Source organism: Myxococcus sp. CA056 (assembly GCF_013336715.1).
Classification (GTDB): domain Bacteria; phylum Myxococcota; class Myxococcia; order Myxococcales; family Myxococcaceae; genus Myxococcus; species Myxococcus llanfairpwllgwyngyllgogerychwyrndrobwllllantysiliogogogochensis.
In genome coordinates this window covers 168,178-187,189 of the sequence record NZ_JABUMT010000007.1, presented here as the reverse complement: position 1 = coordinate 187,189, position 19,012 = coordinate 168,178, and the positions used below count along the sequence as shown (strand labels likewise).

At 69.7% G+C, this 19,012-nt stretch carries 13 protein-coding genes; 8 read left to right on the top strand and 5 right to left on the bottom strand.

Features of this window, described 5'->3' with window-relative positions; all coding sequences use genetic code 11:
- Positions 1 to 6: 6 nt before the first annotated feature.
- Complete coding sequence (locus tag HUA76_RS45610; RefSeq protein ID WP_254614507.1) at positions 7 to 3,294, top strand: hypothetical protein; 3,288 nt, start codon at positions 7 to 9, stop codon at positions 3,292 to 3,294.
- An 8-nt stretch (positions 3,295 to 3,302) separates the two neighbouring features.
- Here the strand turns inward: HUA76_RS45610 and HUA76_RS27200 are convergent, their stop codons facing one another.
- On the bottom strand, positions 3,303 to 4,694 hold the full coding sequence (locus HUA76_RS27200; RefSeq protein ID WP_174462477.1) for an MBL fold metallo-hydrolase RNA specificity domain-containing protein: 1,392 nt from the start codon (positions 4,692 to 4,694) through the stop codon (positions 3,303 to 3,305).
- A 33-nt stretch (positions 4,695 to 4,727) separates the two neighbouring features.
- Here HUA76_RS27200 and HUA76_RS27195 point away from each other — a divergent pair, with 33 nt between their 5' ends.
- On the top strand, positions 4,728 to 6,107 hold the full coding sequence (locus HUA76_RS27195; protein WP_141646185.1) for a sigma 54-interacting transcriptional regulator: 1,380 nt from the start codon (positions 4,728 to 4,730) through the stop codon (positions 6,105 to 6,107).
- 6 nt (positions 6,108 to 6,113) lie between these two features.
- Here HUA76_RS27195 and HUA76_RS27190 read toward each other — a convergent pair whose 3' ends face one another.
- The 3 genes from HUA76_RS27190 to HUA76_RS27180 form a co-directional block, all read right to left on the bottom strand.
- Positions 6,114 to 7,448 (bottom strand): serine/threonine-protein kinase, encoded by a 1,335-nt coding sequence (locus tag HUA76_RS27190; RefSeq protein WP_254614506.1) that lies wholly within the window; start codon positions 7,446 to 7,448, stop codon positions 6,114 to 6,116.
- Positions 7,449 to 7,599: 151 nt separating this feature from the next.
- A complete protein-coding gene (locus HUA76_RS46330; protein ID WP_371823528.1) occupies positions 7,600 to 11,379 on the bottom strand; it encodes a protein kinase in 3,780 nt (1,259 codons plus the stop codon).
- A 263-nt stretch (positions 11,380 to 11,642) separates the two neighbouring features.
- The gene (locus HUA76_RS27180; RefSeq protein ID WP_044900586.1) at positions 11,643 to 11,879 is read right to left on the bottom strand and encodes a helix-turn-helix transcriptional regulator; all 237 of its coding nucleotides are present in this window, start codon (positions 11,877 to 11,879) and stop codon (positions 11,643 to 11,645) included.
- Positions 11,880 to 12,145: 266 nt separating this feature from the next.
- Between HUA76_RS27180 and HUA76_RS27175 the strand changes: the two genes are divergently transcribed.
- The 6 genes from HUA76_RS27175 (at position 12,146) to HUA76_RS27150 (ending at position 18,292) form a co-directional block, all read left to right on the top strand.
- Complete coding sequence (locus HUA76_RS27175) at positions 12,146 to 12,553, top strand: (deoxy)nucleoside triphosphate pyrophosphohydrolase (RefSeq protein ID WP_141643200.1); 408 nt, start codon at positions 12,146 to 12,148, stop codon at positions 12,551 to 12,553.
- Position 12,554: 1 nt separating this feature from the next.
- Entirely contained in the window at positions 12,555 to 13,490 is a 936-nt protein-coding gene (locus HUA76_RS27170) for a hypothetical protein (protein ID WP_174456789.1), read from the top strand.
- A 176-nt stretch (positions 13,491 to 13,666) separates the two neighbouring features.
- Positions 13,667 to 15,682 (top strand): ATP-dependent zinc metalloprotease FtsH, encoded by a 2,016-nt coding sequence (gene ftsH / locus HUA76_RS27165; RefSeq protein ID WP_174456788.1) that lies wholly within the window; start codon positions 13,667 to 13,669, stop codon positions 15,680 to 15,682.
- Positions 15,683 to 15,790: 108 nt separating this feature from the next.
- Positions 15,791 to 16,033 (top strand): RNA polymerase sigma factor region1.1 domain-containing protein, encoded by a 243-nt coding sequence (locus tag HUA76_RS27160; protein WP_174456787.1) that lies wholly within the window; start codon positions 15,791 to 15,793, stop codon positions 16,031 to 16,033.
- Between the two features lie 98 nt (positions 16,034 to 16,131).
- Positions 16,132 to 16,770 (top strand): nucleotide exchange factor GrpE, encoded by a 639-nt coding sequence (locus HUA76_RS27155; protein ID WP_141643203.1) that lies wholly within the window; start codon positions 16,132 to 16,134, stop codon positions 16,768 to 16,770.
- Positions 16,771 to 16,831: 61 nt separating this feature from the next.
- Positions 16,832 to 18,292: a trypsin-like peptidase domain-containing protein gene (locus HUA76_RS27150; protein ID WP_174462475.1), complete on the top strand. Its 1,461-nt coding sequence runs from the start codon at positions 16,832 to 16,834 to the stop codon at positions 18,290 to 18,292.
- Between the two features lie 24 nt (positions 18,293 to 18,316).
- Here the strand turns inward: HUA76_RS27150 and HUA76_RS27145 are convergent, their stop codons facing one another.
- Positions 18,317 to 18,955 (bottom strand): DUF6066 family protein, encoded by a 639-nt coding sequence (locus HUA76_RS27145; protein WP_141643205.1) that lies wholly within the window; start codon positions 18,953 to 18,955, stop codon positions 18,317 to 18,319.
- Positions 18,956 to 19,012 lie beyond the last annotated feature (57 nt).

Here is a 19,012-nt window from a genome sequence, read left to right as displayed (position 1 = left end):
GCGCGCATGCAGCCGTCCGGTGAGGCCGCGTGGCCGGAGTCGCTCCGGCCGCTTTATGAGGGAGTCTCGCGCACGCCTGATGCCGAGGCGGTGTCGGCGTCCGCGCAATGGACGGAGTCCTTCGCGCAGTGGGTGCGTGGAGCTTCGCTGGACGAGCGCAACCAGGCGCAGCTCGCCGCGTGGGAGCGCGTGGCCGCGGGCGCGCGGGGGCTCGCGGAGTTGTTGTTCCTGGTGGGCTCGTGCAGCGAACTGCTGTGGCCGTATGCGGCGCCGCCGCCGGGATTGCTGGAGCGCCTGCTGTCGCGACAGGCACAGATGCTGGAGGTGCTTGGAGCGGCGGGAGACGCGGAAATCACGGGGCGGGTGCGACGGGAGACCGAAGCCTCCGTGTCGACGGTGCTGACGCGCTACCTCAAGCGGCACCCGGACTCGTTGGCGACCCTCGTGGGGGACGTCTCGTGCTCGTTCGATGGGCGGGCGTTGCGGTTCCAGGACAGCGTGGAGGTGGACCTCAAGCGGGTGATGGCCACGGGAGCGAAGGCCATCGGGATGTTGGAGCAGCTTCGCGCGCTCCTGCCGGCGACCGCCGAGGCGGGACGGGACAGGCTCGCGGACTTCATCCGGACTCGGGCCTCTCGCATTCCCTGGCAGGAGGCGTCGGAGGTCCTGGCGGAGCGGCTGTTCGCCCTGGCGACTTCGCCTGACGGCCGCGGTGCGATGCGCGGCTTCCTGGCGTGTTATCCGAATGGCCGCAAGGAGCCGGAGTGGTGTGCTCGCGCGGGCTTGTTGCTGGCGCGGACCTTGGAAGTCGGCGGCCCGACGTCCGTGGTGGAGAACCTGTGCGAGCTGCTCGCGCGCTTCGATGCGCCGCCGGTGGATGGGCTGCGCGGGGCGATGGGCGCGCTGGTGGGGAGCGACTTCGAGGTGGCCGCGAGCCTGGAGCCCGTGCGGTTCGTGCTGGACCACTGTCAGGCCACGCTGCGCAAGGGTGAGCCCGGGCTCGTGCTGGCCCTGGTGTGGTTGGAGGAACGGCTGTTCCGTGCGTCGGTCCGCAAGGGCCTGACGGATGCGTTCGAGCGGCGCAAGCGGACGCGGGCGAAGCTGGAACCGCTGGCTCCTGGCTTCGTGCAGTTGTGTTGGTTGGCGGAGGAGTGCGCGGACCTGTGGCCTCGCCTGGTGGCGGTGGACGCGCGACCGGGGATGGACGAACTGGCGGCGTGGCGCGAGGACGTGGCGGAGCGGGTGGGGCGCAAGCCCATGCTGCGCAAGGCGGCCATCGAGTTCTTCCTGTGGTGCGCGCCGGATGCGGCGTCGTCCGAGGCGGAGCTGACGGTGTTGTCGCTCCTGCGCACGGAGACGGACCGACGGCAGGTGCGAAAGCTGAAGGACCACCCGTCGTCGCGAGTGCGGTTGCGGGTGCGCACGTTGCAGCGGTGGCTTCAGGGCACGGGCAAGGAAGGGCCCGGCGTGAAGCCCACGGGCGCGGTCGCTCCGGCTTCGCTGACGGAGGCACTGCGGCACTTGCATGTGACTCGCGCGGTGCCGCTGGCTGGGCGGACGTGGCTGAGAGATCGCGACCTGGAGGAGTTGCTGCTGGGCGCGGTGGCTCGGGTGGAGACGGACTTCGCCACGCGTTACCCGGAGCGGTTTCGTGAGGACACGGAGGAACTGGTTGCCTCGCTGCTGGAGGGCCTGAGTGGGGAGATGGGCCGTGTGAAGGCGGACCTGTTGACCTTGCTGGCGCAAGGGCAGCCGCCGCCTCTGGACTTCGAGCTGACGGTTCGCCGCGTGGCGGACATCATGCCCGAGGAACCGCTTCCTTCGACGGAAGGACAGGTTGGCGGTGAAGCCAGCGCGTTGGCGAGTGCGGACGCGCATGCCCCCACTGCCGAGGTTGAGGGAATCGTCACAGCGGTGGCGGTCAATGTCGCGAGCGACGAGGACGCTCATCGCGCGGACGTGGCAGGGACGGAGACCGTGCGACCGTTCGCGGATGGCGCTCTCGCCGGCGAAGGGCCGGAGGATTCGAGCGCGCTAGATGCGCCTCCGGATGTTGTTGTTCCCGACGAAGAGACGCTGGGCGCGAGCCCGGAGAGCAATGACCGCGCCGAACTTCTGACCGATGCGCCCGCGGATGTTTCTGAGGCTGATGGCAGACCGGGTGATGTGAGCGCCTTGGTTCTCCAGGCCGAAGTACCGCTGTCAGAGACGCTGGCTGACGTTGGTGGTTCTGACGAAGCCGGGCCAATCGAGCTCACGCCGACGGCTGAGGTCGAATCTCCTTTGGCGGACACGCAGGGCGACGGGGTTGCTTCCGACGAAGCCACTTCAACTGGGCGTGCGTTGAGTGTCTTGGCTGAAGCGCCTTCGGCGGATACGCGTGACGATGTGGCTGCTTCGGACGAAGGGGCTCTGGGGGCTCGTTCTGTCGCAGGCCAGGACGCAGCGCTCGTGTCCGACGAGAGGCCGCACGGTGAGCACGAAGTCGATGGAATGGACGCAGCGCAGTGGGGAGAACAGCCCGCCGAGGCCACTGCTTCCGAGGCGGTGACTCCTGGCGAGCACTCCGGCGAACTTACGGAGGTCTCAGGAACCGACGATGCTCAGGTATTCGTCTCGCCCGGACACGACGTTCCTCCGGAGTCCGCCGCACCTGCCGAGAATCCACCCGACGGCACGGAACCACTGCCCCCGTTGCTCGCTCCGGTGACGACCTCCGCCGCCGAATCGCGGTGGGTCGAGGAGGCAACGCCGACGGAGGCTTCACCTCGTCCACGAGCGCCGAAGAGAAAGCGAGCCGCGAAGGGCGCCACCTCTCGGCCCACCTCCGGACCCGAGGTCGCCTTCGTCCTCGATGCGGACGTCGACGGCTTCGTGCGCACCGAACGCGCGGTGCTCGTGCAGGTGGTGAAGCTGGAGCAACGTGGTGAAGGGCAGTGGCTGCCTCACTTCAAGCTCGGACGTGAGCAACTCGATGGAATGCTCTCGCGGACCGACGCCGCCTTTTGTCTCTTCCTCGTTCCGCCCATCCCTCGCGCCGAGTGCTGGCTGCTGCCCGCTCGTCTCGTGCGCGAGCTGATGGAAGACCAGCGCTCGCTGTCCGAAGTGTCACGGGAGACGGTGGCTCGCGCCGCGCGCTCCCTGGCCCACTGGTGGATGGGCGACTTCGTGAGCCTCTGGACCGGTGACGCTCGGCCCGCTTTGCTGGCGCACGTATCCGGTCACGCCAAGGACGGACCGGCCTTCATCGTCCGCTGGTCGGTGCGGACAGGCGCCCGCACCGAGAAGTCCTAGCCGACGGCTCAGACCGCCAACTCCAGCTCCACCTTCTCCATGTACCCAGGCACGTAGGCGTTCCAGCTCTTGGCCTGCACACGCCGCCGGAGTGCCTCCAGTGCCTCCGGCTCACCGTGGACCAGCAGCGTCTGGCGCGGCGGAGAATCGAAGCCCTCCATCCAGCGCATCGTCTCCGTCCAGTCGGCATGCGCCGAGAAGCCGCTCACCGTGTGGATCTCCGCGGCCACCGGCACACGCTGCCCGTGGATGAGGGTCTCCTTCTCGCCATCGAGCAGCCGCCGACCTCGCGAACCCACGGACTGATAGCCCACGAAGAGCACCGTGTTGCGCGGGTCCGGCAGCCGGTGCTTCAGGTGGTGCAGCACCCGTCCACCCGTGGCCATGCCGGACGCGGAGATGATGACCGCGGGCCCCTGGTGCTGGTTCAGTTGCTTGCTCTCCTTCGCGGACGTGACGAACCGAGTCCTCCGAGTCGCCAGCGGAGACGCCCCGCGCTCCACTATCGACTTCATCACCAGGTCATGTTCCTCGGGATGCATCAGGTACAGCGGCGTCGCGTCACACGCCATGGGCGAGTCGACGAACACATCCACTTCTGGAATGCGCTTCGCCTCTTCCAGATTGCGCAGGTGGAAGAGTATCTCCTGCGTGCGTCCCACCGCGAACGCGGGAATCACCACCACTCCACCCCGCTCAAAGGCGCCCGTCACCGCTTCGCACAGCGCATCCACGGGCTTCGTGTCGCGGTGTTGCCTGTCTCCATAGGTGCTCTCGACCACCAGCGTCGTGGCCGAGTCCACGCTCTGCGGGTCTCTGAGAATGGGCGCGTTGTAGCGCCCCAGGTCCCCACTGAAGACCACGCGCTGACGCGTGCTCTTCAAATCGAACACGCACACCGCCGAGCCCAGGATGTGGCCCGCCCGGTAGAAGGTGAGGGTGATGCCGGGGAGGATTTCCTTCGGCCGCTCGTAGCCGAAGGTCTCCATCATCTCCACCGCGCGTTCGGCGTCGGGCACCGTGTAGAGGGGCAGGGCGGGGCGGTGCTTGGAGTAGCCCTCCTTGTTCGCATAGCGGGCCTCCTCCTCGTGCAGGTGCGCGGAGTCCGGCAGCAACAGGGCCGTCAAATCGCGCGTGCCCGGCGTGGTGTAGATGGGGCCGTCGTAGCCCTCTCGAACCACCCGGGGGAGCCCACCGGTGTGGTCGATGTGGGCATGCGTGAGGACGATGGCGTCGATCTCCCGCGCGGGCAGGGGCAGTGGCTCCCAGTTGCGTTGACGCAGTTCCTTCTGGCCTTGGAAGAGCCCGCAGTCGACGAGGACCTGCTTGCCATCATGCTCGAGGAGGAACTTCGAGCCCGTCACGGTTCCGGCGGCGCCGAGAAAATGGAGGGAGGCCATGGGCGCATCCTACCGTGCTAGCGTGGGGCGCCCATGAGCATCTCCGAGCGGCCCCCCGGGGCGGACCGCACCCCCTCGAAGGGCGAGGACGCCCAGCAGACTCGGCCCACCGGCTCCGGTCGCCCTGGTTTCACCGGTGCCGTCCGTCGCTTCCGCTTCACCGTCCTGGAGGGCCCGCAGCCCGGGCAGTCCAAGGACTCCAACGCCGACACCTTCTCCATCGGCTCGCACGCCCTCAATGACTTCGTCATCGAGGAGCCCACCGTCTCGCGCTTCCACTGCGAGGTGCGGGTCGACCGCGATGGCGCGCGCGTGAGGGACCTGGACAGTCTCAACGGCACGGTGCTCGACGGCGTCCACGTGCGCGAGGCGTACCTGCGCGGTGGCAGCGTACTTCGCCTGGGCCGCGTCAGCGTGCGCTTCGACTTCAGCCCGGAGAGCAATCGCCTCCAGATTTCCGAGCGCAGCTTCTTCGGCGAACTGGTGGGCACCTCCGTCGTCTCCCGCGCGAGCTTCGCGCTCATGGAGCGCGCCTCCGCCAGTGATGCGACGGTGCTGCTCGAAGGAGAGACAGGGACGGGGAAGAGCCGCGCGGCCCTGGCCATCCATCGCGCGGGAGCCCGTGCGTCCGGCCCGTTCCTCACCGTCGACTGCGGCGCCATCCCTGGCAACCTGCTGGAGAGCGAGCTGTTTGGCCACGAGAAGGGCTCCTTCACGGGCGCGCTCCAGCGGCGCATCGGCGCCTTCGAGGAGGCCGATGGCGGCACCATCTTCCTCGACGAAGTGGGCGAGCTGCCGTCCGAGCTTCAGCCGAAGCTGCTGCGCGTGCTGGAGCAGCGCGAGATTCGTCGGCTGGGCTCGAACACGTATCAGCCCGTCAACGTGCGGGTCATCGCGGCGACCCATCGAGACTTGCGCGCGGAGGTGAACGCGGGTCGCTTTCGTCCGGACCTGTTCTTCCGGCTCGCGGTGGTGCGCATCCTCATCCCTTCGCTGCGGGAACGTCCCGAGGACATCCCCCTCATCGCCGAGCGCATCCTGGCCGCGTTCGGCGCGGAGCCCGAGCATGTCGCGGCCCTGAGCACGCCCGAGTTCATCGACCAGCTCCAGCACGCCGCATGGCCCGGCAACGTGCGCGAGCTGCGAAACCACCTGGAGCGCTGCCTCGTGTTCCAGGACGCCATGCCTCCGACGACGGAGCAGATTGGTGCGCAGGGTGTCCTCGGGAGCATGGTGGACCCCAAGCAGCCGTACGCGGAGGCGCGTCGCCGGGCGCTCGAAATCTTCGAGCGTGAGTACCTGGATGCGCTGATGCAGCTCCACGGCGGCAAGGTGTCGCAGGCCGCCACCGCCGCGGACATGGACCGCGTGTACCTGTACCGCCTGCTTCGTCGACGCGGCCTGCGGACCTGAGCCAAATCAGTCGGCGTCTCGCTCCGTCACCGCGCCGGGTGCGCCCCCGGTGGCCCACCCCTCCAATCGGGACAGGGGGCCGCTCACGAGTCGCCCGCCCTGCGAGTTCGTTGAAAGCTCGCCAGGCGCGGCATGGAGATAGAGCCGTGTCTCGAGCGCGTCGCCAGCGAGGGCCATCGCTCGCGTGAGGACCTGCTGTGCCAGCCTCCGACACGCGGTGCGCTCGACGGTCCGCGCCGGTGCCTCCGAGGGAAGGTCGCGCCAGGCGAGGAGGGCATTGCCGCCTTCCACGGCCAGCGTCCAACCCGCGGACTCCAGCAGCTCGCGGCTCGATTCCAAGGCCGTGTCCCTCGCGTCCAGCGCATCGTCCGTGGGGTCTTCGTGTGACGCCGGGAAACGAAGGTCCAGGTAGAGCCCGGCGGCCCAGGTCGCTTCGTCCACGGGGGCGAGCGCCGCGCGCAGCGCCGAGAGGAACGTCGTGACATCCGGCCAACGCTCGTCGGGGCGCTTCGCGAGACAGCGTCGGACCAGGGCCTCCAGGGCGGGAGGAACCCGCACGCTCTCACTCAGCCGGGGTGGGGGCGCGTGCAGGTGCTGCTCCTCGATTTCGACCGCGCTCTCTCCGGTGAAGGGGAGCTTCCCCGTGAGCAGTTGATAGAGCAGCACACCGAGCGCATACAGGTCCGCGCGCACGTCCACGGGCTGGCCGAGGATCTGCTCCGGAGCCATGGCCACCGGGGTTCCCAGCACCGCGCCCGCGCTCGTCAGGCCCGCGCTGCCTTCGGCGGGTGCCACCTTGGCGATGCCGAAGTCGACGAGCTTCACGGTGAAGCCCTCCGCGGGCGGCAGGAGCATGACGTTCTGGGCCTTCAGGTCGCGGTGCAGCACGTCCTGCCCGTGGGCATGTGCCAGCGCGCTCCCCAGTTCCTCCATCACCGTGTGGGCTTCCGCGAGCGAGAAGGGTCCACGGAGCGCGAGCCATCGGTCCAGGCTCTCGCCTTCCAGCCACTCCATGGCGAGCCAGGGGCGTCCGTCGCGCAGTTCCCCGTATTCGAGCACGCGCACGATGTGTGGATGCTGAAGTGTCTGGAGCGTGTCGGCTTCTTGCTTGAAGCGCTTGAGGACTTCGCTCACGTGGTTGAAATGGGCCCGCACGACCTTCACGGCGGCGGGAGCGCGAGTGTCCACATGGGTGGCGCGATAGAGCGACGCGGTGACACCCGAGTGGGCCCGGGACTCCACCACCCACGGACCGACGAGGGCTCCCGGCTCCAACTCGTCACCATACAGGGAGACCTGCGCGTGGCTCCCCGCGCCGTCTCGCTCGTTCATCTCGGCCATCCACGCTCCCCGATTCCTGCTAGCACGGGCCGGGCTGCTCCCGCCTCCTGTCCCTGCTTGTCACGAGCGACCGGCCGAGAGCCATCCGGCCAGTGGCCCGTGCCACCGCTGCGAGCGTGGGCCCATTCCGCGTGTCTCTGGACGTCATTTGTCACGCGCCAGGCTTCTCCCGGCCGCCGAGCCCATCCGTCACGAGTCCCCGGACGCGCTCCGTCCAGAGCGGCGCCTCGTGCGCGATGTCCTCGACCTCCGTGACTCGCGCGCGCAGTGCCTCATCATCGCCTGCCGCCCGCGCCGCGCGTGCCGCCCAGATGAGGACTTCCATCCGTTCGTCCGGTGTCATCCGCGTCCTGGCGGAGTCCACCCGCTCCTCCCAGAAGGCGCGGGTATAGGGCCGTTCACCCGACGACTCATCCACTACACGTCGCACCACGGAGCTCATGAGCTGGTCCGCCGGTGACATGCTCGCGAGCGAAGTCGACTCCTCCAGCCACGTCAGCTGTCGAGCAGCCTCCGCCAGGTCACTCAGCTCGCAGCACAGGCGCGCCACGAGCAGCGCATCCTGGGCCATGGAGCGCGGAAAGAACCGCTGACTGAGCACGCCCGCGCGTCGCGCCAGTGGCAGTGCTTCCGCCGCGCGCCCCTGGTACGCCAGGAGCAACGCGAGGTTGAACGCGGAGGTCCGCTCAATCTGCACGTTGCCCAGCTCGCGCCCCAGGCTCACCGCGCGCTCCAGGTCTCCTCGCGCGCCCGCCACGTCGCGCCGCTGGACGTGCAGCACCATCCGATTGTTGAGCGCGACGCCCAGGTGCAGCGTGTCGCCCGTGGACTCGCACAGGGCGATGGCCTCGTCGAAGCGTCGAGCGGAGTCCTCGAGCTGGCCGGTCCACCCCAGCATCGCGCCGAGCATCGCCAGCGCGATGGCCTCCGTCTCCTCGTCGCGCGTGGAACGGGCCAGGGCCACCGCTTCCTCCAACGGAGGGATGGCTCCCGCGATGTCCTCACGCCTCACGAAGACCCGCGCGCGAGCCAGGGCGTGACGTGCCGCCAGGTCTGAGGGCACGGGCTCGCCCAGCAACCGCAGGGCCTGCTCCTGCAATGCGATGGCGTCCTCCGTCTCGTCCCGCCAGTCCAGCGCGGTGGCTTCCTCCAGGAGCAGGTCCGCCTCTCGCACCACGGACCCACGGGCGACGGCCACACGTCGAGCCTCGCGCAGGTCTTCCAGCGCGTCGTCGATGCGCTGGAGTCGATAGCGCACGCGGCCTCGGCCCGAGAGCAGCTCCAGCCTGAGCACGTCGTACTCGCGAGGCAGCAGCGCCAGCGCGGCCGAGTAGTGACGCTCGGCTTCCAGCAGCCGGTAGCCTCGGCGACTGGACTCCGCCATCGCATGGTGGAGCTCCAACGCCAGGAGTGTCTCCCCGGCGGCCTCCGCCCAGCGGGCCCTGCGTGGCATGGGAGCTTCGGGAATGGCGCTCAACGCGGAACCGCAGATGCGGCGCCGCAACGCTCCCGGGAGTTGCGCGGCGAAGGCCTCGCGCAGCGTGGTGTGCTCGAAGCGCCAACGCCGGGGCCCTCGTGACTCCAGCATCCCCATGCGCGCCAGCCGCTCCAGGCCCACGCCCGGGTCCAGCGAGAGGTCCAGCGCCGCGTCGTGCTCCAGCCGCGCGAGCGTGGCGGACAGCTCATCCCAGCGCACGTCGTCGCCCAGCACCGCCGCCACTTGAAGCAGCGAGCGCAGTCCCGACGGAAGCGCCGCGAGACCGCGCACCGCCATCCGTTCATCCGGACTCGGACTGTCCAGGGCTCGCGCGTCCAGGGCCTCCGCCGCCAGATAGCCGCCACCCCCGATGCGTGCCCGGATGGCACCCGCGGCCCTCAGCGTTCGAACCAGCTCCACCAGCCGCAGCGGCGAGCCGCCACACCGCTCCGCCAGCTCCCGCAACGTCGCCTCCGCGGGCACATCCACCAGATGAAGCAGCTCGCGCAGCACCTCCAGCGCCGCACCATCCTCCAGCGGCTCCAGCTCCCTGCTCGCGGTGTCGGCGGACCGCTCGCCCAGGTAGGGCCGCATCTCCAGCAGGCGATGGCGCCCCGCGAGGACGATGCACAGTGGCGCCTGGACTCCCGCGAGTGTGGCCAGCTCCAGCGCATCGAGAGCGGTGGGGTCCAACGTCTCCGCGTCGTCCACGAGCAGCACGAGGGGCCGTGCCTCGGAGAGCCGCCGCAGTCGCGACGCGAGGGCTCGGGCGATGTGCTGCCGCCGCGCCGCCGGGTGCAGGGTGGCGAATTCCAACGTGAGGCCCGCGCCTTGGAGCAGGAGCTTCACGGCCTCTTCGGAGGGCGTGTTGGGGGGAAGTCCCAGGATGGTGGTGAGCAGGTTGCCCAGGCCGCTCTCGGTGGCGCTGGCCTCGTCACGGTGCGCTTCCACCAGCACGCTGGAAACCGCGCCCGTGCCCAGCAGCTCCCGGTGGAACTCCGCCAGCAGTCGCGTCTTGCCGAGCCCCTCTTCGCCCAGCAGCGTCAAGAGCAGGGGCGCGTGGTGCTCGCGGACTCGCGCCACGCCTTCTCGCAGCCAGCCCAGGTCACCTTCTCGACCCCGCAGGGTGACGGCACGCGGAGGGGGCAGCTCGGGTGGTGGCGTGCGTCCGGACTCGGGCTCCCGGAGCCACTCCCTCGCCTCCGGAGTCAGCAGCAGGGCGTCGGACGGCGCGGCCGACGGCGGCCACCATCGCTCCACGTGTTCGAGCGCCGCGCCTCCCAGCACCCACCGCCCACCACGCTCCCGCACGCGCAGGGACGCCCGATGCACCGCGCGCGTCGAGCCGGCGGGCAGCACACTCGCGAGCGCCTCCGCGGCCTTGTGCGCGGTGCGCAAGCCTACGTCCACGCCACTGGCATGGGGAAACGCGAAGAGCGCGAGCCCGACCTCCACGCGGGCAAGCTCCGCGCCGACACCGGAGAGCTGCGCGCGCAGCGAGGGAACGTCCAATGACGTCCTGACGCCCAGCAGAGCGATGTCCCGTGAGCCCACGCTGGCCACGGACCGTGGAGCGGACGTCGTGCTGACCTCGGGACTTCCAGCATGGAGACGAGGAGCCCCGTCGGAAGGGGAGGGTCGTGCTCCCCTCGGCAGACGTTCGAGTGTCTCGACGACCTCCGAGGCCGTGGACCACCGCTCCTCGGGAGCCTTCGCCAACAGGCGCGACACGAGCGCTTCCACCGCGTCCGGCACGGGCGACGGCGAAAGCCGTGCGAGCGATGGGGGACGGCGAGAGACGTGGGCTTGAAGCACGGAGGCCGTCTCTCCAACGAAGGGCGGCCGGCCGCACAGCATTTCGAAGTACACGACACCCAGGCTGTAGAGGTCGGCGCGCGCGTCGATGATGCGAGCGTCGTGACACTGCTCGGGCGACATGTATTCGTGGGTGCCCAGCCGCTGGCCCGTCCTCGTCACGCTGGGCGCGGGCGCCTCATCCCGGGTGGCGCCGACGCGGGCGAGTCCGAAGTCGACGAGCACCAGCCGTTCGCCGGCGAGCATCACGTTCTCGGGCTTCAGGTCCCGGTGCACCACCGACGCGGCATGCACGCCCGAGAGGGCCCGGGCCAGCGCCACCATCACCCCTCGCGCTTCGTCCCACGGCAGGGCGCCTTGGCCGGGAAGCGCCGCGAGGCGGCGGGCCAGGGTGACGCCTTCGATGAGCTCCATCGCGACGACGTGCTCACCAGCGGAGGTGCGCGTTTCCCCCAGCAGCTCCGGTGTGACGGGCGGGCCGATGCGGCGCAGGGCCTCCAACTCGCGAGTCAGTCGCTCGGATGCGAGCGGCTCCAGCACCTTGAGGGCCACCTGCCTGCCGTCCGCGTCGCGGCGCGCGGCGTGGACCCGGCCAAAGCCTCCCCGGCCCAGGGCGGCGCCCAACTGGTAGCCGGGCACGTCGGGCGCAGGGGCGGGAGGCGCTCGGGGCGCAAGCGCGGAGGAGGGGTGGAGGGGACAACAATCCACCACACGGCGATGGCAGGTGGGACAGCGCATCGATGGCGGCGGCGAGGGGAGTTCAGTCCGAGGTGCGTGCGGGCCCCTCGAAGCATCGCCTCTCGGCGGCGCGGACGGAAGCCTCCCCCAGAGGGACGGCCACCGCTTCCGGGGACGTCGGTGGGGCCATCAGGCCTCCTCCCGGCGCGCTCCCGGAGCGAGGCTCAGTCGCTCATCTCGGGGAGGTCCGGCAGGGTGTCCGGGTCCAGCTTCAAGATGACGCACAACCGGGTCAGGGTGGAGATGGTCGGTACCATGACTCCACGCTCCACCCTGGCGAGGACCTCCACGGGCATTTCCAGGCGCTCGGCGACTTCTTCCATGCCGAGCCCCGCCTGCTGGCGGGCGGCCTTCAGTGCCGCCCCGAGCACCTCGGCCCTTTCCGCGCGACTCGTCTTCATGGACGCGAGCATGACGCCATCCGGCCCGCTCGTCACCCAATTCACCACATGCTCCAGGTCCGAAGCATGGCCTCCAACATTGGATGGGGCCCCGAGGGATGGGACCTGGCGCCGACCGCCAACGCAGGGGCTCCCCGGGGTGGGGGTGGGCGCCTGCCTGGGCCATGCGCACGCTGGCGGAGGGGGGCCAGTGGCATTGGCGACGGGCGGGGGCCTGTGTTAGGCCGCCCCTCCCCGTTGGCCTGCCCAGGAGACAGGAGAAGCGAATGGCCCGTCGCCACGTCCGAGTCGTCGGCGCGATGCTCGAGAACGAGGAGGGACGCTACCTCATCACCCAGCGTCCCCCCACCGCATCGCTGCCCCTGCTGTGGGAGTTCCCCGGCGGCCGCGTGGAGGAGGGCGAAAGCGACTCCTCGGCCCTCGCGCGGGAAATCCAGGAGGAGATGGGCGTGGCCGTGGAGGTGCTCGACCAGGTCATGCACACCCGCCACGAGTATCCCACCTATGACATCGACTTCCGGGTGTTCCGCTGCCAGTTGGCGGAGTCGGAGCACCACATCCGCCACCTGCGCGTGCATGACCACCGCTGGGTGACGTTGGAGGAGATGTCGCACTACCGCTTCCCCGACGCGGACGCGAAGACACTGGCGAAGCTGCTGGACCTGGACACCTGACGTGGCGCCCCGCTGGACCTGGGCCCTGCTGTTGAGCGTGGGGTGGGTCGCCTGCTCGCGTCCCAAGCCCGTTCCTTCCGAGGTGGCGGTCCAGGAGGACGCCGGCACCCAGGCACCCGCGGTCGGTGTTCCCGGTTGCGTGGCCTACGGTGTCCCCCAGCAGGCGGGCGTGGTTCCGGACGAGTTGCCAGAGCTGTCCGGACTGGCCGCCAGCGTCCGCCACCCTGGCGTGTTCTGGGCCCACAACGACTCCGGCAATGACTTCGAGGTGTTCGCCATCGACGAGGCGGGCCGGGTGCGGGCCCGGTTGAAGCTCACCGGCGCCGAGCCTCGGGATGTGGAGGACGTGGCGGTGGGGCCGTGCGCGCCAGGCGAGCCCCGCACGTGCGTGTTCCTGGCGGACATCGGCGACAACTTCGAGCTGCGGGAGCAGGTGCGACTGTTCCGGGTGCCAGAGCCGGAGACGCTCGGCGACGCCACCGTGCCGGTGGAGGTGCTGCCCTTCACCTATCCGGACGGCTCGCATGACGCGGAGGCGCTGGTGATGGACGCGCGCTCGGGGCGCCTGGTCGTCCTGACCAAGACGCGCCGCTCGCTGGGCGACGTCTTCGCGTTGGACGGCCTGTCACCCGGCACCGTCATCCAGGCGACGAAGCTGGGCACGCTGGAGGTCCCCGGGGGCGTGGATCGGCTCTCGACGGCCGCGTCGTTGCATCCCTCCGGCCAGCGCCTGTTGGTGCGCACCTACTCGCGGGTGTGGGAGCTGCGACAGTCGGGGGCGACGGATGTCGAGTCGCTGTTGAAGGGCGCTCTCGTCGAGGTGCCGGCCGGGAGCCAGGCCCAGGCGGAGGCGGTGGCCTATCTGCCGGACGGTCAGGGGTATTTCCTGGGCACGGAGTTCACAGGTCAACCCTTGTGGCGGGTGGGGTGTCGCTGATCTCGCGACTCCTGAGTCGGTACGTGGCGTGAAGCCGAGCCAGCGGGTTGACGGTCAGCCGGCGGTGAACATCTTTGCCCGGCTGAGTGTGACGCCATCCGGGCACGGGGCCCGAATGCGCGGGGAGGGGGAGGGCGAGCGTGCCGACGATGAAGCCACAGGAGCTCCCGCCGGGTATGGGCCCGCGGGGAAAGAAGTCCGAGAAGCCAGGGTCGCCGGGCAAGGGGTTCAAGTTCGGCTCACCGCTGGGCTACATCCTGCTGCTCGTCCTGGGCTTCCTACTCTTCCGGAACGTCTTCCAGGACGCGGGCGTACGGCGGGTGAGCTACAGCCAGTTCCGCGACGCGGTGGAGTCCGGCAATTTCAGCCGGGTCCAGATTTCCAACGAATGGGTGAAGGGCTTCCTCAAGGACACCGCGCAGCCACCGCCGCCCGCGCAGGGTGAGCGCCCGCTGCGAGGCGAGCCCAGCGCGCTGCCGTGGATGGCGTATCGGGTCCAGGGTGACGAGACGCTCGTCCCCCTGTTGGAGCAGAAGGGTGTCCAGTTCGAGGCCGTGCCTCAGTCGGGGCTGGGCGAAGCGCTGTGGATCTGGCTCCTGCCCCTGGGCCTGTTCTTCCTCTTCTGGAGCTTCATGATGCGGCGGGTGGCCGGAGGCATCGGTCAGGGCCCGCAGAGCGTCATGAGCTTCGGGAAGACCCGCGCTAAGGTGCAGGCCGAGGCGGACACCGGCGTGGGCTTCAAGGACGTGGCCGGCGTGGACGAAGCGGTGGAGGAGCTGAAGGAGATTGTCGAGTTCCTCAAGACGCCGGAGAAGTTCCGCCGCCTGGGTGGGCGCATCCCCAAGGGCGTGTTGCTGGTGGGACCTCCAGGCACGGGCAAGACGCTGCTGGCGCGAGCGGTCGCGGGTGAAGCGGGCGTGCCCTTCTTCAGCCTCTCCGGCTCGGAGTTCGTGGAGATGTTCGTGGGCGTGGGCGCGGCCCGCGTGCGGGACTTGTTCGCCCAGGCCACCGCCAAGGCGCCCTGCATCATCTTCATCGACGAGCTGGATGCCATCGGCAAGAGCCGCAACTCGGGCGTCGCGGGTGGTCATGACGAACGCGAGCAGACGCTCAACCAGTTGCTCGCGGAGATGGACGGGTTCGACAGCCGCGCCGGCCTCATCATCCTGGCGGCGACCAACCGTCCGGAGATCCTGGACAGCGCGCTGATGCGGCCGGGCCGGTTCGACCGGCAGGTGCTGGTGGACCGTCCGGACAAGCGCGGCCGGGAGATGGTGCTGGAGATCCACGCCCGCGGCGTGAAGCTGGGCCCGGACGTGGACCTGAGGACCATCGCCTCGCGCACGCCAGGCTTCGCCGGCGCGGATTTGGCCAACGTGGTGAATGAGGCGGCGCTGCTCGCGGCCCGACGCAACCGCGACGCGGTGATGCGAGCGGACTTCGAGGAAGCGATTGAGCGCGTCGTCGCGGGCCTGGAGAAGAAGAACCGCCGGATGAACGAGCGCGAGAAGGAGATTGTCGCGCACCACGAGGCGGGCCACGCGGTGGTGGGTTGGATGCTGCCGCATGCCGAGCGGGTGACGAAGGTCTCCATCATTCCACGCGGGCTCGCGGCGCTCGGCTACACGATGTCGCTGCCTTTGGAGGACCGCTACCTCATGTCGCTGGACGAGCTGCGCGACAAGATGGCGGGGATGATGGGCGGGCGCGCCTCGGAGGAGATCTTCATCGGAGAGATTTCCACGGGCGCCTCCAATGACATCCGTCAGGCCACGGAGGTCGCCCGGCTGATGGTGCGGGACTACGGCATGAGCACCCTGGGCCCCGTGGCCCTGAGCGCCGACCATGGCCCCAACTTCCTGCGCTCCGCGGGCATCCCCGAATCGCGCACGTACTCCGAGCAGACGGCGCGGATGATCGACGAGGAGGTCCGCAAGCTGGTGAGCGAGGCCCTGGACCGGGCCCGGGAGGTGCTCACCCATCACCGGGACAAGGTGGAGGCCCTGGCCGCGCGGCTGCTCGCCGTGGAGGTGGTGGAGGAGGACACGATGACGGGCATCCTCGGCCCCAAGGTGCTGGCCCAGCGAGGGCTCTTGCACCCCGAGGCCCGCCAGGTCATCTCCGCGCATCCGGTGAACACCAACGAGGAGGCTCCGCCCACGCAGCACGCGGAGAAGCCCCTGGACTCGTAACGGACGTCCGGGCGCCTGCCCTCCGGCCTGGCCCACGCCCCCCGCCACCGCACATTCCTGCGGTGTCCGGGGGGCGAAATTATCTTGAGACCTAAAGGAGGCGACGCCGTGGAGAACAGGATCGGCAAGAGCTATCTGGCCCGGAAGGCTCTCTTCGCGAAGGGGCTCAAGGAAGGGCGGCTCACGGTTCAGGAAATCGAGGAGGCACTGCCAGCCGGGACGTTGACGGCGGCGGAGCGCTGGCTCCTCTACTACTCGCTGCGGGCCGCTCAGGTGGAGATCATCGACGAGGTGACGGGGCAGATCGACCATGGGTTCATGGCCGAGACGCCCGCGCCCCAGGAGCACTAGCTCCCCCTCGCGTTGACACGCCCTCGCGCGCGGTTAGGTTGCGGCCAGGAAAGCCTACCCGCGCACGAGCGCCTTCACACCTCGACTTCAGGTTCGACATGTCCGGCAATTCCCACACCGACGCATCCCAGGAAGCCCAGCACGCCAACGGCGGAGGTCCGCCGGGCCCAGACGCCGGGGAGGCCGCTGCCCGCTCCGAGGAAGCCGAGGCTCGGGCCCCCGCCGATGACGTCGTGTCCGAGGCCGCCGACGCGGAGAAGGAGCGTCTGCGAGCGGACCTGGAAGCCTCCCGCCGTCGAGTGGACGAACTGGCGCGCGCCTACCAGGCGGTGAACAAGGACCGCGAGGAGTTCAAGCAGCGTCTCACCCGCGAGCGTGAGCGGATGATGGACGTGGAGCGCGGCAACGTGGCCGTGTCGCTGCTGGAGGCCATCGACGAGCTGGACCGCGCCCTCTCGATGAGCGCGCAGGACTCCTCCGCGTTGGCCCAGGGGGTGCGGATGATCCGCGACTCGCTCCTGGCCAAGGCCCAGGGGATGGGCATCGAGCGCGTCACTGTCGTGGGGCAGCCGTATGACCCCAACGTGGCGGAAGCCACGGACATGGAAATCACCACCTCCCCGGACGAGGACCAGAAGGTGGTGGCGGAGTTCCGAGCGGCCTACCGGCTGAAGGACAGGGTCATCCGCCCCGCCCGGGTGAAGGTGGCCAAGTACGTGGCCCCCGCCCAGGCGTGACGGGCGGTTGCTCGAAAAACGCGGAAGACGGCGGCGGCGTGGGTTGTTCCCGCCGCTCGCCATGCGTCGCCGTATAAGCTGCCACTCCGTGTCTTCTCGACTGCTGTCCGTTCTGCTCGTCCTGGCGGTGACTCCTCTGACGGCGGGTGCCGAAGAGGAGGGTCCGGTGGGGCCCTGGCTCCAGGCGCGTGTGCGTGAGCACGCCGCCTGGTTCACCTATCAAGGCAATGGCGAGGGCCGTGCGGGCGCCATGGGGCTGTGGCGCGAGCGCCCGGCCGGTGAGCCGGGCCTTCCCAACTTCGTGCCACCCACGTCGCTGGCGCCGCTGATTCGCGCGGTGGAGGCGGGCGTCGTCAACATCACCACGGTGAGCCCCCGGGAGAGCGGGCTCGCGGGGATGAAGCGCTCCACGGGCTCGGGCTTCGTGCTGACGGCGGATGGGCTGGTCGTCACCAACAGCCACGTGGTGTCCGGGGCGAACAAGATCGCCGTGCGCCTGTCGGACGGCCGCGAGTTCTCCGCGGAGGTCGTCGGCCGGGATGCGTCCACGGACGTGGCCCTTCTGCGGCTGAGCGGCTCCGACATGGGGGATTTGCCGGCGCTGTTCCTCGGAGACTCGGACCGGCTGGAGGTGGGGGACTGGGTGGTGGCCATCGGCAACCCCTTCGGCCTGGACCACTCGGTGGCGCACGGCATGATTTCCGCCAAGGAGCGCGTGCTGGGCGTGGGCCAGTTCGACGACTTCATCCAGACCGACGCGCTCATCAACCCGGGCAACTCCGGCGGGCCGCTCTTCAACATGAAGGGCGAGGTGGTGGGGGTGAACACGGCCATCATCAGTCAGGGGCAGGGCATTGGCTTCGCGGTGCCCATCAACCTGGTGAAGGATTTGCTGCCCAACCTGCGGGAGAACGGGAAGCTGGAGCGCGGCTGGCTGGGCGTGGTCGTCAACGATGACCGGGAGAGCGGCGAGCGGCGCGCGCCCCTGGTGAAGGACGTCTTCCGAGGCAGTCCCGCTCACGCCGCGGGCATCCGCTCCGGCGACAGGTTGGTCGCGGTGAACGGGCGGACCATCGGCTCCTATCTCCAACTGCTTCGCAAGGTGGCGCTGCTGGCGCCAGGTTCGGAGGCGCGGCTGACGCTGTTGCGCCCGGGGGCGAAGCAGGAGGAGGTGACTGTGCGGCTGGTGGAGCGTCCCGCCCAGGAGGCCACGGAGGGACTGGTCCAACGCACGTCCAGCGACGAGGACCTGGGGCTGGCGCTGCGGGATTTGACGCCGGACGTGGCCGCGCCGCTGGGGCAGGAGGCCTGGGCGGGGGCGCTCGTGTCGGCGGTGACGCCGCGCAGCCCCGCGGACGAGGCGGGCCTTCGCGTGGGCGACGTGGTGACGGAGGTCAACCGCAAGCGGGTGAAGGACGCGGCCGGGGTGCGCGCGGCGCTGTCCAGGGGCAGCTCCGGGGCGAGCATCCTGCTCCGGGTGAAGCGGGGCGACTCCCTCCAGTACGTGGCCATCGCCCGCTAGAGGGAGTCAGTCCGTGACGCGGGCCTAGCGGCTCGCGTTGGCGTCCTTGCCGTTGAGCCACAGGCCGAGCTGCGTGCCGGTGCGGCCCTCGGTGACGATGAGTCCCTCGATGCGGGCCGTCACGCCGTAGTTCTTCCCGCCGCCCTTCTTCGGCAGCGACCACACACCCTGCGGCGTGAAGACGACCTGGGCGCGCACCCCGCGCATGGAGAACATGCGGGAGAAAATCTGTCCGTTCCACCCGTCCGGCAGCGTGCCGGTGACGGTGAGGTAGGGCAGCACGGGGTTGCCGTTGCCGTCCGACTTCTTCGGGGCGCCGTGAGTCATCGCGTAGCGGCCACCCGGGAAGAACGGGGTGATGTTGATGGTGTACTCGCCCGTCACCGGAGAGTACGGGCCCGGCGACAGCATGCTGGCGTCGTCCTCCACCACAATCATGTACAGCTGCTTGCCCTGGTACTTCTTGCGGAACGCCTCCGCCTGGGACTTGCACTGCGGGTCCACCAGCGCCCCTTCACACGCGCCAATGTACTTCTCCAGGAAGGCCCCCAGGCCGCCCAGGGGCTCGGACTCGTCGCGCAGCTTGGCGAAGCGCGCGTCCACGTCGGCCAGGGCCAGGGTGGGCAGGAGGAGGGCGGCGACGGCGACCAGAAGGCGGCTCAAGACGGAGAACTCCAGGGCTTTGGGGGGAGGGGAATGGTGCCATGTCCCGCGAAATCC

Bases quoted from the DNA above. Each gene is read 5' to 3' on its own strand.
- HUA76_RS27155 (WP_141643203.1), top strand. From the start codon at position 16,132: ATGTCCGGCAATTCCCACACCGACGCATCCCAGGAAGCCCAGCACGCC.
- HUA76_RS27190 (WP_254614506.1), bottom strand. From the start codon at position 7,448: ATGGCCGAGATGAACGAGCGAGACGGCGCGGGGAGCCACGCGCAGGTC.
- HUA76_RS27175 (WP_141643200.1), top strand. From the start codon at position 12,146: ATGGCCCGTCGCCACGTCCGAGTCGTCGGCGCGATGCTCGAGAACGAG.
- HUA76_RS27200 (WP_174462477.1), bottom strand. From the start codon at position 4,694: ATGGCCTCCCTCCATTTTCTCGGCGCCGCCGGAACCGTGACGGGCTCG.
- HUA76_RS27180 (WP_044900586.1), bottom strand. From the start codon at position 11,879: ATGAAGACGAGTCGCGCGGAAAGGGCCGAGGTGCTCGGGGCGGCACTG.
- HUA76_RS27150 (WP_174462475.1), top strand. From the start codon at position 16,832: ATGCGTCGCCGTATAAGCTGCCACTCCGTGTCTTCTCGACTGCTGTCC.
- HUA76_RS27195 (WP_141646185.1), top strand. From the start codon at position 4,728: ATGAGCATCTCCGAGCGGCCCCCCGGGGCGGACCGCACCCCCTCGAAG.
- HUA76_RS45610 (WP_254614507.1), top strand. From the start codon at position 7: ATGCAGCCGTCCGGTGAGGCCGCGTGGCCGGAGTCGCTCCGGCCGCTT.
- ftsH (WP_174456788.1), top strand. From the start codon at position 13,667: ATGGGCCCGCGGGGAAAGAAGTCCGAGAAGCCAGGGTCGCCGGGCAAG.